Raw genomic sequence first — 14,051 nt, 5'->3', positions numbered from 1 at the left:
GTCAACCCTTGATGACACTCCAGTCGACCGCCGCGCGTATCGCGAAAGATGTCAAACGACTGTTTGAAAAAATGGGGCGTTCGGATTAGACTAGGTTCCCAGATCTCTGCCCGCGGCGGCCCATGCCCGAGATCCATTCCTTGACTCAACTCCGCGCCCGATCCCCTCCGATTACGACAAAGACAACGATTGTATTCGCATGCCCGAGATCCATCCCGCGACTCACCTGCGCGCCCCCGATCCCCGCACCGCGGCGACCCGGCGGCGCATCATCGATACCTCGTTGCGTCTCTTTGCCGAGCATGGCTTCCGGGGCGTGTCCGTGCGCGACATCAGCGCCGCGGCGCAAGTCAATGTCGCCGCCGTCAATTACCATTTTGGCGGCAAGCAGGGGCTCTATCGGACCATCTTCGAGACCGTTCTGGACGACGATGAGGCGCGTTTCGCGGCGCAATTGGCCAAGGTCGCCCGGCTATTGGGGCACACCGTGGTGGATCGGACGCAACTGCCGGCCGCGGTCGAGATCCTGGCCGGCGGGATGGTGAGGCGGATTTCCACGTACGAGAATTTCCGCTGGTTCAGTGTGCTGTTGGCGCGGGAGCTCGCTTTTCCCGGCGAACTTTTCGAGCTGCTCTACCGCCGCCGGGCCGCCCCCCTGCTGGATCTGCTGGCGCGGGTGGTCGGGGCTGCCCAAGGATTGGCACCCGAGGCGGAGTCCGTGCGGCTCACCGCCAATGTGCTCTACGGGCAGGTGGGCCATCTGGTCTTTTCGCGCCCGATTCTGTGGCGACAGGTCGACTGGGAAGATTACACCCCCGCGCGCCTGGACTTGCTCACCCGCACCGTCATCGACCTGATCAACCGGGCGATCGGACTGGAACCTCGAGACCATCCGCCCGCCGACCCTGGAGTCGTTATATGAGGATCATACCGACGTCATCCCCTTGGGCGGTTCCAGCCGTGCTGATCGCGGCCGGCCTGCTTGCGGCCGTGGGACTGCCCCGTCCGGTCCGGGCCGCTGACGGGGCCGTGCAGGAACCGCCCCGCGCGGCGGTACCCCGTCCGTCCCTGGCCGTGACCCTAGTCACCCCGCAAGCGGCCGATTGGCCGCGGGAGATCGAGGCGAGCGGCGGGCTCTTTGCCTGGCAGGAGGGGGTGATCGCCGCTGAGACCGGCGGCCTGCGGGTGGTGTTGGTGGCGGTGGATGTGGGGGACCGGGTGCGGCGCGGCCAGGAACTGGCGCGTCTGGCCCAGGAGACGGTGAAGGCTGAACTGGCCCAGCAGGAGGCGAAGGTGGCCCAGGCGCGGGCCAGTCTGGCGGAGGCACGCGCCAACGCCGACCGCGCGCGCACCGTCAAGGATCGGGGGGCCATGCCGGAACAGCAGCGCACCCAGTATCTGCTCGGGGAGGAGGCGGCCCAGGCCAATCTGGCGGCGGCCGAGGCGGCGCGGGACATGGAGCGGATTCGCCTGGAACAGACGCATATCCTGTCGGTCGACGATGGCGTGATCACCGCCCGCAGCGTGACGCTGGGAACCGTGGTCCAACCCGGCACCGAGCTGTTTCGCATCGTGCGTCAGGGCCGTGTCGAGTGGCGGGCCGAGGTCACCGCGGCGCAACTGGCGCAGGTCGTGCCCGGCCAGGAAGCGGCGCTCACACTCCCCGGCGGGGAGCAGGTGTCGGGTCGGGTGCGCATCGCGGCCCCGACCCTGGATATCAACACCCGCTACGGGCTGGTCTATGTCGACATTCCGCCGGACAGCCCGGCCCGGCCGGGGATGTTCGCGCGGGGCAGTATCCGCCTGGGGGTGACGGCCGCGCTGAGCCTGCCGGAGTCCGCCGTGGTGCTGCGCGACGGCAATAGTTTCAGTTTCGAGGTCCTCGCCGATGGCCGCGTCGCCCAGCGCAAGATCGAGACCGGGCGCCGCGCCCAGGGTCGGGTGGAGATCCTCGGCGGTCTGACGCCGGGTGCCCAGGTGGCGGCGAGCGGCGGGGCCTTTCTGAACGACGGCGACCGGGTGCGGGTCGAGCCCGCGCCCGCACCGGACGCCGCGGACGGACTCACCCCGTTACCTCCTGATTCAGTATCGACCCTCTCGTCAACACCACAATGAACGTCTCCTCCTGGTCGATTCGTCACCCGGTCCCCGCGATCCTGTTGTTCGCGCTGCTGACCGTCATCGGGATCATGGGCTTTCACGGTCTGGGGATTCAGAATTTCCCGGATATCGAATTGCCCGCCGTCACCGTCACGGCCGCTCTGGAAGGGGCGGACCCGACGCAGTTGGAGACCGAGGTCGCCCGTAAGATCGAGGATCAGGTCGCCACCCTGGGCGGCATCGAGCATATCCGCACCACCCTCACCGACGGGTCCGCGACCATCCGGGTCGAGTTCCAGATCGACAAGGATTCCGAGGTCGCCTTGAATGAGGTGCGCAACGCGGTGGACAGCGTGCGCGCCGATCTCCCGCAGGATCTGACCGATCCGGTGGTCTCCAAGGTCACCACCTCCGGCTCGGCCATCGCCACTTACACGGTCGCCTCACAACGGATGGACGAGCAGGCCTTGTCCTGGTTCGTCGACAACGAGATCTCCAAGGCGTTGCTGTCCGTCAAGGGCGTGGGGCGGGTGGCGCGGCTCGGCGGGGTGGACCGCGAGGTGCACGTCGATCTGGACAGCGCCCGGATGCAGGCCCTGGGGGTGACCGCCGGGGATATCTCGGCGCAATTGAAGCGCGTCCAGCAGGATGCTTCCGGTGGGCGCGGCGACATCGGCGGGGCGGTCCAGTCGGTGCGCAGCCTGGGCGCGGTGGGCACCGTGGCCGGCATTGCGGATCTGGAGGTCCCGCTGGCCGATGGTCGACGGGTGCGGATCGGCGATCTGGGCACCGTCAGCGACAGTTTCGCCGAGCGCAGTTCGCACGCCGTGCTGGATGAAACCCCGGTGGTTGCCTTCGAGGTCACGCGCATCCGGGGTGCTAGCGAGGTGGCGGTCGCGGCCGCCGTGCAGGCCGAGGTGGCGCGGCTTGGGGCCCTGCACCCGCAGGTCCGGATCGCCGAAGCCTTCAACACCGTGGACCCGGTGCAGGACAATTATCGGGGGTCCATGGAGCTGCTCTGGGAGGGGGCGGTGCTGGCGATCCTGGTGGTCTTCTGGTTCCTGCGCGACTGGCGGGCCACGCTGATCGCGGCGGTGGCGCTGCCGCTGTCCATCATTCCCACCTTCGCCGTCATGCTGTGGCTGGGTTTCAGTCTCAACATCCTGACGCTGCTCGCCCTGGCTCTGGTGGTGGGGATTCTGGTCGACGATGCCATCGTCGAGATCGAGAACATCGTGCGGCATCTGCGGATGGGTAAGCCGCCCTTCCAGGCGGCGATGGAGGCGGCCGACGAGATCGGGCTGGCGGTCATCGCGACCACCTTCACCCTGGTGGCGGTCTTCCTGCCGACGGCGTTCATGGGCGGTATTCCGGGAAAGTTCTTCGTTCAGTTCGGCATCACCGCCGCGGTGGCGGTGGTCGCCTCGCTCCTGGTGGCGCGGCTGTTGACGCCGATGATGTCGGCCTATTTCCTGAAGGCCCACCCCGAGGGCAACCACGACGGGTTCATCATGACCCGCTATCTGCGCGCGGTCGGCTGGTGCCTGAACCATCGCCGGACCACGGCGCTGATCGCCATCCTCTTCTTCATCGGTTCGCTGCAGATTCTGCCCCTGCTGCCCAAGGGGTTCGTGCCCGCCGCGGATCGCGGTCTGACCATCGTCAAGCTGGAACTCCCCCCCGGCAGCGCCCTGGCGGACACGCGGCTCGCGGCCGAGCGGGCGCGTGCCTTGCTGGCACCCATGACGGACATCACCGGCAGCTTCACCGCGGTGGGCAGCGTCGCTGGCCAGGGTCCGATGGCGGAGGGCGGCGCCAAAGACGTCCGCCTGGCCACCCTGAACCTGAAACTGGTCTATCGCCGCGACCGCGACCGCAACCAGACCCAGGTGGAGCAGGAAGTCCGCGAGCGTTTGCAGGCCCTACCCGGGGTGCGCATCTCCATCGGCGGCAGCGAACCCGGCGGCAAACTCCAGGTTGGGCTGGCGAGCGACGATCCACTGGCCCTGGCGGCTGCCGCCCAGGCGGTGGAACGCGATCTGCGCACCCTGGAGGGGGTCGGCAACATCGTCTCGGGGGCCAGTCTCCAGCGTCCGGAGATCCAAATCCGTCCGGACTTCGCCCGCGCCGCCGACCTTGGAGTGACCACCGCGGCCCTGGCCAGTGCGGTGCGGGTGGCCACCTCCGGCGACTTCAAGGTCAATCTGCCCAAGCTCAACCTGCCGCAGCGCCAGATTCCCATCCGCGTGCGGCTGGACCCAGGGCTGCGTCAGGACTTGGACGCCATCGCCCAGTTGCGGGTCCCGGCCAAGGCCGGATCGGTGCCGCTGTCGGCGGTGGCCGAGCTACGGCTGGGCAGCGGTCCGGCCCAGATCAACCGGGTGGATCCGATGCGCAACGTCAATATCGACGTTGAATTGGGCGCGCGACTGATCGGCGCCGTGCTCGACGAGGCCAATGCCCTGCCGTCACTCAATAACCTGCCGCCCGCCGTGATGCGGATCGAGCAGGGCGATGCCGAGCGGATGGCCGAATTGTTCACCTCCTTCGGGACCGCCATGCTGATCGGCGTGCTGTGCATCTATGCGGTGCTGGTGTTGCTGTTCCATGATTTCATGCAGCCGGTCACCATCCTCGCCGCGCTGCCGCTCTCATTCGGCGGGGCCTTCATTGCGCTGTTGCTGACGCATAACAGCTTCTCCATGCCCTCCGTCATCGGCATCCTGATGTTGATGGGGATCGTCACCAAGAACTCGATTCTCCTGGTCGAATACGCCATTGCCGCCCGCCGCCAACATGGCCTGGACCGGCGCAGCGCCATTCTTGACGCCTGCCACAAGCGCGCCCGGCCCATTGTCATGACCACCATTGCCATGGGGGCCGGTATGCTTCCGGTCGCCCTGGGTCTGGGTGCCGAGCCGAGCTTCCGCTCGCCGATGGCGATTGCCGTCATCGGCGGGCTCATCACCTCCACCTTTCTGAGCCTGCTGGTCATTCCGGTGGTCTTTACCTATGTGGACGATCTGCTGCGTTTGCTCAAGCGGCTGATGCCGCGGCGGCAGGGGGCCGATGCGGCGGGACCCGAGTCCGGTCGGTCGGCTGCGGCGGTGGATGCGGGTCGCGTGAGCCAAGCCTAGCCCGCGCGGAACAGACGCCGGTAGCACTTGGTGTGTCGGGCTGAGCGCGGGATGCGCCTCCCGGCTGCCGGTTGACCCCTGATCCCGCAAAGGCTAAGTTGGGGATTCGGGATTAGCCGGGGGTGAACGCCCCGGCCCCAGGGTTTGCGTACCAGAGGATTCGTGATGACCACCATAACTTTCGATACGCTGAAGTTCGTTGAGCGGCTGAAGGCCGGGGGTGTCTCTGATGAGCAGGCCAAGGCCGAAGTCGAGGCGCTGGCGGCGGCGCTCGGAGAGACCATCGCCATTCGCGAACTCGCGACCAAGTCCGACCTTGAGGCCGTGAAGGCCGATCTGGTGAAATGGATGGCCGGTCTGCTGTTGGCACAGGCAGCGATTGTCGCCACGTTGGTCAAGCTGCTATAGCGTTTCGTCAAGTTTTCACCTGAAGCAGGCCATGGGCGGCGGCAAGACGCACCTCCTCGTTGGCTTCGGTTTGCTCGCCAACTATCCGGCGCTGCGCAAGACCCACTGCGCCGGCCTGGCCCACGCGGATGCCTTCGCAACTGCGGACATCGCCGCCTTCACCGGTCGCAACAATCCCAACCACTTCTTCTGGGGCGAGATCGCCAAGCAGTTTCGCCAGACGCGCGGCTTGATCGAACTCGTGTCCCGGCTGCCGCGCTCCGTCTGGGACCGGGAGGAAGTGCAGCGTCTCTTCGATGGCTTGAGTCAGAAGACCCTGCGACCGGACGAGGCGAGCGCGGCGCGGGTGCTGAGTGAACTGGTGCTCAACCAACGGATCGGATGAGCGAACTGAAGCGTATTTAGGAGTGTCGAAGCATGACTGTTGCGCAGAGTTACGACCATGATTTTTTCGGCTGGTTGAACGCGAATGCGCAATTGATGCGCAACCATCAATTCGACCAAGTCGATGTCGAGCATATTGCCGAGGAGTTGGAGGCGATGGCGAGGAGCGAGAAGCGTGAACTGTTGAATCGCCTCGCCGTCTTACTGATGCACCTACTCAAGTGGCAGTACCAGGCGTCCAAGAGGACGCGCAGTTGGCGCAATACGATACTGACGCAACGCATGGACATCGCTGACCTGCTTGAAGACAGCCCCAGCTTGCAGCCGCTGGTGGCGGAAAAGATCCAGACGGCTTATGAGAAAGCGAAGCTCAAGGCAGAGGATGAGACCGGAATCGATCGGCGGACGTTTCCGAGCCAGTGTCCATATACCCTGGAGCAGTCACTGTCCCCGGATTTTTTTCCTGGCGACAGCAGCGAGGCATGAACAGGCGGTCCTGGTTCCCGAGCGCTGAAACTGCATGACCTGCTGACCAGCGGGCGGGTGGAGATTCTGGTGGTGCCCAAGGATCGGGTCTTTCTGCACGGCAAGGCCGGGGTCATCGAGGCGGCGGACGGCGCCAAGATTTGCTTTCTGGGGTCGATCAACGAGACCAAGCGCGCCTTCGCCGGGAACTACGAGATTCTGTGGGAGGATACCCCGCGGCGCGGAGGACATTGCGCGGTGGGATCTGTGTTCGCGGGTCCTGGCGCGTCGCGATGTGGTGGAGCGGCTGTCGGTGCCGTGGTGACCGCTAGGGTTTCAGCAGGCGACAGGATGGGATCCGCTGCGCCGGGCTCAGGCGGGTCTATACTGGGTCAGCCCCATGGGCTCACTGATCCATCAAAATAAAGAGGACGATCCGTAATGAACGAGACGATCATGCCGCCGGTCCCCGGCGGGAGGGACCCGCGCGTGAACCGGGTGACCCTCGGTCATCCCTGGCGTTGGCTTGCGAAAGGTTGGCAGGATATCAAGTCTGCGCCAACCTACAGCCTGCGTTACGGCGCGGGGATTGTGGTGATCAGCGCGCTGATCGTCCTGCTCACCGTGCTTGGTCATCTGACTTTTCTGGTGCCCTTTCTCACGGCCGGGTTTTTTCTGATGGCGCCGCTCCTGGCGATCGGTCTCTATCAGATGAGCGCCCATCTGGAACGGGGCGAGTCGCCGCGGCACTGTCAGGCGCTGGAAGCGGTGCGCCGCAACCAGGGCCAGTTGGGGGTCGCGACCGGTTTTCTGTTCATCACGATGCAGTTGTGGATACTGGCGTCGGTGTTTCTCTTCATCATGTTGTTCCACGATCCCTTTCCCACCTGGAAGAACTTCATCCCGGTGGTCGTGCTGTCGGGTCAGTACACGGGGTTGCTGACCGTGATCACCCTGGTCGGCGCCTTTTTCGCCGTCTGTGCTTTTTGCATCAGCGCGATCACGATCCCGATGTTGATCGATCGTCAGGTGGACGGCTTCACCGCCATGCGCACCAGCGTGCGGGCGGTCAGCCTCAACTGGGCGCCCATGTTGCTGTGGGCCGCGCTCCTGGTGCTGATCGGGGGTGCCGGGCTCATGACCTTCTATATCGGGCTCTTTGTGGCCGTGCCGCTGGTCGGCCATGGGACCTGGCATGCCTATCGGGACCTGGTCGCGCGGGAGTGACGGTCAGGGCTCAATGAGCAGCACCTCGACCCGCCGGTTGCGGCTGCGTCCGTCCTCGGATTGGTTCCCGGCAATGGGCTGTGTCTCGCCCTTGCCCGTGGCCGTGATCCGGTCCGCGGCGATACCCAAGGCAGCCAGCGCGGCTTTGACCGATTCGGCCCGCTGGGTCGAGAGGCTCAGGTTGGCCTTGGCGTCGCCTTTGCTGTCGGTGTGGCCTTCGACCTGGACCTGAATGCGCGGATTCTGCTCAAGGAACGCGGCCATCCGCTTCAGGCCATCCGGCACCGAGGACGGCAGGGTCCCTTGACCCGGTTTGAAGCGCAAGTCGGTTTCGGCGAGGGTGACTTGCAAGCCGCGGTCGGTCACCCGAGCGCCGAGCTCAGCAGTCTGACGCAGTTGCCCCGCCTCCTCCCGACAGCGGTTGACCGATGCCTCGGCCGTGGCCAATGCCGCCGCGGCCTCGCCGCGGGCGGCTGCCAAGGCGGCCGCGTGGCTGGTTCCGAGATCCGCAATGGTCTGCTCGAGGTCCAGTACCCGCTGTCTGAGGGTCGGTAATTCGGTATCCCCGGTGGTCGGCCGGCAGGGCGGGAGCGCGGCGCCGGTCCGGGCATCCGTTGTCTCTGGTGTCGGGTGCCGCTCGATCGGCGCGGGGTCGATGAGGTACGCAAGCAGCAGCCCGGCGCCAAACAGCAGAACCAGGGCGATGGGTGCCAAGGGGAGCCAGGGGCGCTCGGCGGGTGTGGGTTCGGACATGGGATCTCCGGTCTGGGTAAGGGGTCAGAAGGGCCTTAGTGACCGGGCACGCAGATCCCGCCCTGCCGCACCGCATTGGCGGTGCGGGTGAGCAGGATCAGGATGATGCCGGTCAGCAGGGTAAGCAGGCCGAGCCCCAGATAGCGGTAAAGATCATTGCCCGAGCGCTCGAACATCACCAGACTCGCGATGCTGATCGCCGCCAGGGGGAAGGAATAGGCCCACCAGGAGAGGAAAAAGCGCAGCTTCAGGAAGCGGGCGGCCTGGGTGAAGAGCAGCAGGGTGAGGAACAGACCGGCGTAATAGAGAATCCGTCCGAAGGCGTCCAGTTCGGGAACCAGCCGGCTGTAGGCGATGAAGCCGACGGCAGGCGGAGCGATCAGAATGAACAGGGTCGGCATCAGACGTTCATCGATGGGGTCATGGAACAGCACCCGATAGAGAATGATGGTCATCAGCATCACCCAGAACAGCATGCCGATGCTGAAGAAGAACCAGGAAATATCGATGTATCCCAGCGGCACCCCAGCCACCGGCACCAGCACGTTGCCGACCGCCGGGATGAACCAGGCCGGGTTCATGTGCTGCACTTTAAAGTGGTCATGGTGCATCCAGACGTTCACCACGTAGAGCATGAAGGCCAGGTGCAGCGTGGCCCCGGCCAGCCACAGCCAGCGGGTCAGTTCCGGCGCCAGCGGCAGGAAGGCAATCGAGAGCAGCAGCAGGCTGATGGAGATGGTCGGGAAAAAATTGAGCTTGACCGGGTGCCGCAGTTCGCTCAGCACGGCCTGGCGGTACAGCACGAGCTTGGTTCCGTAAAGCATGACCAGGGTCAGGAACAGCAGACTGGTGACACCGACCAGCCAGGGCGTGATCCCCAGATCCACCCCCAGGATGTGCTGGGCCTTTTCCCAGCCGATGGTCAGACCTGACATCCCCATCACCATCGCGAAGAACGAGATGGGGAAGTTTTCCAGTCGGGAATCGAGTTGTGTTGGCGTTGTCATGGGGGCTCCGGGCGCGCCTCAGTGCAGCGGCAGGGGCGAGGTGAGTACCAGCAGGACGCTCAGTGCCGCGGCGGTCGAGAGGACCGGTATCCAGGGCCAGAGGGACGACCGCCGCGAGGGTGCGGGACGCGGTGCAGCGGCGCGAAGCATTTGGTTCGACATAGAGGACTCCAGTTAGTGTACGTCTGCTGCAACCGATCAAGATCGGCGCTCCCGGTCGTCGGTCGCGGATGCCATGGCGGGCAGGACAGAGATGGATTGACGGGCAGTTTACAAATTCCCCGCGTCGTCGGCATTGACAAAAGTCGCAGCCCCTAGGTTGGTTAAGGAAGGTTGATCATGTTGCGGCGTTGCCGGTGGCGCTGGCCTGCAGTCGGCAGCGGCAGTCGAGTGTCGGCACTGGATTGCGCGCTTGCCGGAATCACCGCCGCGGACGAGCGAACACGAAAAGAAACAATTGGTGCATGGCCGCGGGTGCCAACGCATCGCCGCCATCGACCCAAAGACTCAGCGCCGCTCGTCGGAAACTGGCGACGGTGATCACCGAATGTCTCAGACCGAGGCGACTCCCACTGATCTGTGTGCTGGGGCTGGGTGCGGCCCTTGGTGTCGTCGCACCGGCGCAAGCGGCGACCTTCGCCGTCACCAACACCGACGACGGGGGGGCGGCAGCCTGTGCCAGGCGATCAGTGACGCAAACGCCAGTCCAGGGTCCGATCAGATCATCTTCGACTCGAGCGTTACCGGTACCATTTTTCTCAGGTCCGGGCCGCTGACCAACGATGGCTTCGCGAGCTACTATTACGAAAATGTTGCTGATCGTCTGGTGATTACCGGTCCGGGGGCGGATCGGCTGGCAATCGACGGCAATGCCGGCAGTTCCGTGATCGAGAGTTTCCTTTACGGCGCAGACAGTTCCCTCGCGATCTCGGGGGTTACGCTCAAGAATGCGGATCGCGGCCTGCTCATCAGCGGACGTTTCGGTGCGGCCACCGCCATCACGATTGCCGACTCCGGCATTACCGCAACGGCGGACGCAGGAATCGAGATTTTTGATTGGCTTTACACTGGATGGGGAACCGTCCGGCTCGAAAACCTGGTGATCTCCGGCAATAGCGGAACTGGCGTCGTGATTGTTGGAGGCGATACCGAGATGGTCGGGAGCGTCATTGCCGACAGATACCGGAACCACCGTGATAGAAAGCAGCACCATTACCGGTAACACGGCAGTCGGCGGCGGCGGATTTTTTAAGCGCTTCTACGACGAATGGGGCTGGGGTGGCGATACGTTGATCGAGGAAACGCGAATTCACAATACTATTGTTGCGGGGAATGCGGCGACGAGTGATCCGGATCTGCGCAGCGGTTCCCCGTCCGCTTGGGAATTCATCTTGCCGGTGGAGACAAGCTATTCGCTGATCGGCGACCCGGGAGACGCCTACATCACCGATGCGATCCCCGGTTCCAACCGCTTCGGTGAAGATCCGCAACTCGGACTCCTGCAGAGTAACGGCGGCCCGACCAAGACCCACGCCTTGGGGCGCGCCAGTCCGGCGCTCGACAGCGGAGATCCCGATGCGCTGCTGCCTCCTCGCTACGACTGCTCGTGGTTAGTGTCATCCGACTCATGTGGTTTGGTGCCTCCCGACTGGGACCAGCGAGGGGAAGGCTTCGAGCGCGTGCGCAACGGCCGCATCGACATGGGTGCCTGCGAGTTGGGGGTCGGTGAGGTCCTCAAGGGGAGCGCCTGGCTACGGTCGCTGGGCGACATCGACGGCGACGGGACCCCGGGGATCGGTGTCGTCAAGCGCGATGGGTACGGCCGTGACGTGGTCAGTGTGATGGACGCGGCCGACGGGTCCTTGGTCAGCACGTTCGATGGCACGTCGTCCGGGCGTCTGGTGGACGTCGCGGTGATGCCCGATCGGGACGACGGCCCGCGTCTGGTGCTACTGGGTTCCTATGCCAGTTCCAGCCCGGACCCGGTGTCCTATTCCGCCACTGCGAACACGCGGGCCGTTCTCTCCGGCGACGTGATTGGGTCGTTCGCGCTCAGTCCAAGTGCCCGCCTTCTGGGTCTGACTGTGCTCCCGGACCAGGACGGCAACGGTGCTGCCGGACTTGGCTTGCTGACTGCTGCTCCGGCCCAGGTTGAGGTGCGTGACGCGTTCACGGGGACGCTGCGCGGGCGCTTGACCTTCCCCGCACGCTACGAACCACGGCAGGTGCTTGCGTTTCCCGACCTCAATGGGAATGGCAGCGCCGAGGTGGGCGTTATTCTGTCCGGGACCGGCGAGTCCGACCGCGTTATCATCAGCGACACGCTGACGAAGCGGCAGATCCGGGTCGTGATGCCGGGTTCGGCCTATCGCGTCTTGACGCTGCGGGGCGCGGTGGTCGTCGCCGACCGGAACCACAACGGTGCCGCGGACGTGGCGCTGCTGCTGCGCAACCCGATGACTGGCGAGACCCCGGTGTGGGTCGCCGACGCATTGACCAATGCGTTACTGGCGAAGGTGGTCGGATACCGCAAGGACTTTACGCCGGAGACATGGGTCGCGGTGTCTGACCTGACACGCAACGGCGTCGAGGAATTCGCGCTCTTGGCCCGCAATACCGCGACCAGCGAGGTAACGGCCGAGATTCGGGACGGTGCCAATTCCTCTCTGGTGAGACGCATCCAGTTCAAAAGGGAGTTTACGCCGCTCGACTTGGTGAGCATCGGCGATGTCAACGGCAACGGCGCCGCGGAGTTGGTGATGCTGGGTCGGTGCGGCACCGAGGCGCAATTGCGCGCGTTCGTCGTGGATGCCAAAACCGGCGCGTCCCTGCGGCAGCTGGATTTCTAGACCGATCGGGTTCTCATCAATCACTGACAACGCGGCGGTCTCTGGCCGAGGTATGCTGATGGTCAATGACATGAACGACAGCAGTGTGCAAATTATCAACAGTATTGTTGCAGGAAACGGAGTGGCGACTAATCCGGACATCCAAATTAGCCAGTCGATGTCGGTTGTTGACCCATGGGTGGAGTTGAGCTATTCGCTGGTCGGCAACTTGGGCGATGCTATCATTACCGAAGGTGTCCCTGGTTCCAATCTCTTCGGTGTCGACCCGCTGCTCGGTCCTCTGCAAGACAACGGCGGGCCGGCGCTGACGCAGGCCCTGCTGCCCGGTAGCCCCGCACTCGACCGCGGTGATCCTGATGCTGCATACGACCTCCAGGGGCGCGCTCGGTGGGACCAGCGCGGCGCGGGTTTCGACCGCGTGCGCAATGGGCGCATTGACTTGGGTGCGTTCGAGTCGCAGACAGGCACGGTCTCGGCCAGACGCGCCTGGCTGCGGTCCCTTGGCGACACCAACGACGACGGTACTCCGGAGATCGGTGTCGTCCAACGCGACTCTTACGATGCTGCCTGGATCACCGTGAAAGACGCTGCAAATGGTGCGTTGATTTGGGATTTTAGATCAGGCCGCTCCCGTGTGGTGGACGTCGAGGTGGCGCCCGACCTAGGCGACGGACTGGGCTTGGTGTTGCTCGGCGACTATTCCGATGCGGATTCCTATTACACCGTCGCAAACAAGGTTGCGATGCTTACGGGGGATTGGCTTGGGAGCGTGACCTTTGATGCTCGCTTCCGCCCGCTGGACCTGGCGGTGCTCCCGGATCGGGACGGCAACGACGCCCCGGAACTCGCCCTGCTCACCGCGAACCCGACCCAGGTCGAGCTGCGCGACGGGGTCTCCGGGGGTACTGTCACCACGCTGGTGTTCCCGGAGCAATTCGAGCCGCGGCAGGTGCTCGCGCTCCCCGACCTCAACGGCAACGGCAGCGCCGAGGTGGGCGTGGTCCTGTCGAAGCCGGACGACATCGACCGGGTCGTCATCTAAGGATACGCTGACGAAGCAGCGGGTCCAGAGCCTGCTGCCGCGGGGAAACGAACGAACCTTTGAACTGCGGGAGGCGGTGGTGGTCGCCGACCGCAGTGGCAACGGCGGCGCGGATGTGGCGATGTTGCTGCGCGACCCGCTCAGCGGCGCGACCACCGTGTGGGTGGCCGATGCGGCCACCAATACGCCGTTGGCCAAGGTGACCGGATACGACCAGACCGTCACCCCGGTGCGGTTGGTCGCGGTGGCGGATCTGAACGGCAACCACAGTGAGGAGTACGCGCTCTTGGGTCATAACGCCGCAACCGGACAGGTGACGGCGGAGGTTCGCGACAGCCGCAGCGCCAAGCTGGTCAAACGGGTCTGGTTCGATCGGGAGTGCATCCCGCTGGACCTGGTGAGCATTGCCGATGTCAACGGCAACGGTGCCGAGGAACTGGTCATGCTGGGCAGTTGCGGTCAGGATCTGGAGCTGCGGGCCTTGGTCAAGGATGCCAAGACCGGTGCGTCCCTGCGGCGGCTGGAATTCTGAGCCCCGTCGGCGGATCTGCATGGAGGGCACCGGAACGCTGCTGTTCCGGTGCCTTCCGTGTGGTTCCGTGGCTGCAAGCCCCGGGGATTCGAGCGTGCTCGCCGGGATGCGGATCGGCGCCCACACGGATCGCTGGGGGTGGACGGG

Annotated in this window: 15 protein-coding genes; 12 read left to right on the top strand and 3 right to left on the bottom strand. The window is 64.9% G+C overall.

Going from position 1 to position 14,051, the window contains the following annotated elements:
• Positions 1 to 199: 199 nt before the first annotated feature.
• The 8 genes from A39O_RS0112390 (at position 200) to A39O_RS0112360 (ending at position 7,721) form a co-directional block, all read left to right on the top strand.
• Positions 200 to 922 carry a CerR family C-terminal domain-containing protein gene (locus tag A39O_RS0112390; RefSeq protein ID WP_020504977.1) on the top strand — a complete coding sequence of 241 codons (723 nt, stop codon included), beginning with the start codon at positions 200 to 202 and terminating at the stop codon, positions 920 to 922.
• The gene (locus A39O_RS0112385) at positions 919 to 2,115 is read left to right on the top strand and encodes an efflux RND transporter periplasmic adaptor subunit (protein WP_211211575.1); all 1,197 of its coding nucleotides are present in this window, start codon (positions 919 to 921) and stop codon (positions 2,113 to 2,115) included. The genes A39O_RS0112390 and A39O_RS0112385 overlap by 4 nt, the downstream gene beginning before the upstream one ends.
• Positions 2,112 to 5,237: an efflux RND transporter permease subunit gene (locus A39O_RS0112380; RefSeq protein ID WP_020504975.1), complete on the top strand. Its 3,126-nt coding sequence runs from the start codon at positions 2,112 to 2,114 to the stop codon at positions 5,235 to 5,237. The genes A39O_RS0112385 and A39O_RS0112380 overlap by 4 nt, the downstream gene beginning before the upstream one ends.
• A gap of 165 nt (positions 5,238 to 5,402) precedes the next feature.
• On the top strand, positions 5,403 to 5,645 hold the full coding sequence (locus A39O_RS0112375; protein WP_020504974.1) for a CCDC90 family protein: 243 nt from the start codon (positions 5,403 to 5,405) through the stop codon (positions 5,643 to 5,645).
• Positions 5,646 to 5,676: 31 nt separating this feature from the next.
• Positions 5,677 to 6,030, top strand: coding sequence for a hypothetical protein (locus A39O_RS42170; protein ID WP_020504973.1), 354 nt, complete (start codon positions 5,677 to 5,679; stop codon positions 6,028 to 6,030).
• 32 nt (positions 6,031 to 6,062) lie between these two features.
• On the top strand, positions 6,063 to 6,515 hold the full coding sequence (locus A39O_RS0112365) for a DUF29 domain-containing protein (RefSeq protein ID WP_020504972.1): 453 nt from the start codon (positions 6,063 to 6,065) through the stop codon (positions 6,513 to 6,515).
• Between the two features lie 24 nt (positions 6,516 to 6,539).
• Entirely contained in the window at positions 6,540 to 6,920 is a 381-nt protein-coding gene (locus A39O_RS42165) for a phospholipase D-like domain-containing protein (RefSeq protein ID WP_211211577.1), read from the top strand.
• Between the two features lie 15 nt (positions 6,921 to 6,935).
• Positions 6,936 to 7,721 (top strand): DUF2189 domain-containing protein, encoded by a 786-nt coding sequence (locus tag A39O_RS0112360; RefSeq protein ID WP_020504970.1) that lies wholly within the window; start codon positions 6,936 to 6,938, stop codon positions 7,719 to 7,721.
• Positions 7,722 to 7,724: 3 nt separating this feature from the next.
• Here the strand turns inward: A39O_RS0112360 and A39O_RS33240 are convergent, their stop codons facing one another.
• Genes A39O_RS33240 through A39O_RS40725 form a run of 3 tightly spaced genes read right to left on the bottom strand, consistent with a single transcriptional unit; the run spans position 7,725 to position 9,643 of the window.
• Positions 7,725 to 8,474 (bottom strand): OmpA family protein, encoded by a 750-nt coding sequence (locus A39O_RS33240; RefSeq protein WP_020504969.1) that lies wholly within the window; start codon positions 8,472 to 8,474, stop codon positions 7,725 to 7,727.
• A 35-nt stretch (positions 8,475 to 8,509) separates the two neighbouring features.
• On the bottom strand, positions 8,510 to 9,481 hold the full coding sequence (locus A39O_RS0112350; protein ID WP_026199364.1) for an SLAC1 anion channel family protein: 972 nt from the start codon (positions 9,479 to 9,481) through the stop codon (positions 8,510 to 8,512).
• An 18-nt stretch (positions 9,482 to 9,499) separates the two neighbouring features.
• Positions 9,500 to 9,643 (bottom strand): hypothetical protein, encoded by a 144-nt coding sequence (locus tag A39O_RS40725; RefSeq protein ID WP_157640025.1) that lies wholly within the window; start codon positions 9,641 to 9,643, stop codon positions 9,500 to 9,502.
• A gap of 250 nt (positions 9,644 to 9,893) precedes the next feature.
• On the opposite strand from A39O_RS40725, the gene A39O_RS0112340 reads away from it, so the two are divergent.
• The 4 genes from A39O_RS0112340 to A39O_RS0112325 all read left to right on the top strand — a co-directional run bounded on the left by A39O_RS0112340 (position 9,894) and on the right by A39O_RS0112325 (position 13,904).
• On the top strand, positions 9,894 to 10,703 hold the full coding sequence (locus tag A39O_RS0112340; protein WP_157640023.1) for a hypothetical protein: 810 nt from the start codon (positions 9,894 to 9,896) through the stop codon (positions 10,701 to 10,703).
• Positions 10,675 to 12,330: a choice-of-anchor Q domain-containing protein gene (locus tag A39O_RS0112335; protein ID WP_157640021.1), complete on the top strand. Its 1,656-nt coding sequence runs from the start codon at positions 10,675 to 10,677 to the stop codon at positions 12,328 to 12,330. The genes A39O_RS0112340 and A39O_RS0112335 overlap by 29 nt, the downstream gene beginning before the upstream one ends.
• 157 nt (positions 12,331 to 12,487) lie before the next feature.
• A complete protein-coding gene (locus tag A39O_RS0112330; RefSeq protein WP_169338436.1) occupies positions 12,488 to 13,372 on the top strand; it encodes a choice-of-anchor Q domain-containing protein in 885 nt (294 codons plus the stop codon).
• Between the two features lie 79 nt (positions 13,373 to 13,451).
• Positions 13,452 to 13,904 (top strand): hypothetical protein, encoded by a 453-nt coding sequence (locus A39O_RS0112325; protein ID WP_157640017.1) that lies wholly within the window; start codon positions 13,452 to 13,454, stop codon positions 13,902 to 13,904.
• Positions 13,905 to 14,051: the final 147 nt, after the last annotated feature.

Source organism: Lamprocystis purpurea DSM 4197, from assembly GCF_000379525.1.
GTDB classification, from domain to species: Bacteria; Pseudomonadota; Gammaproteobacteria; order Chromatiales; family Chromatiaceae; genus Thiodictyon; species Thiodictyon purpureum.
This window is presented reverse-complemented; position numbering and strand designations above follow the sequence as displayed.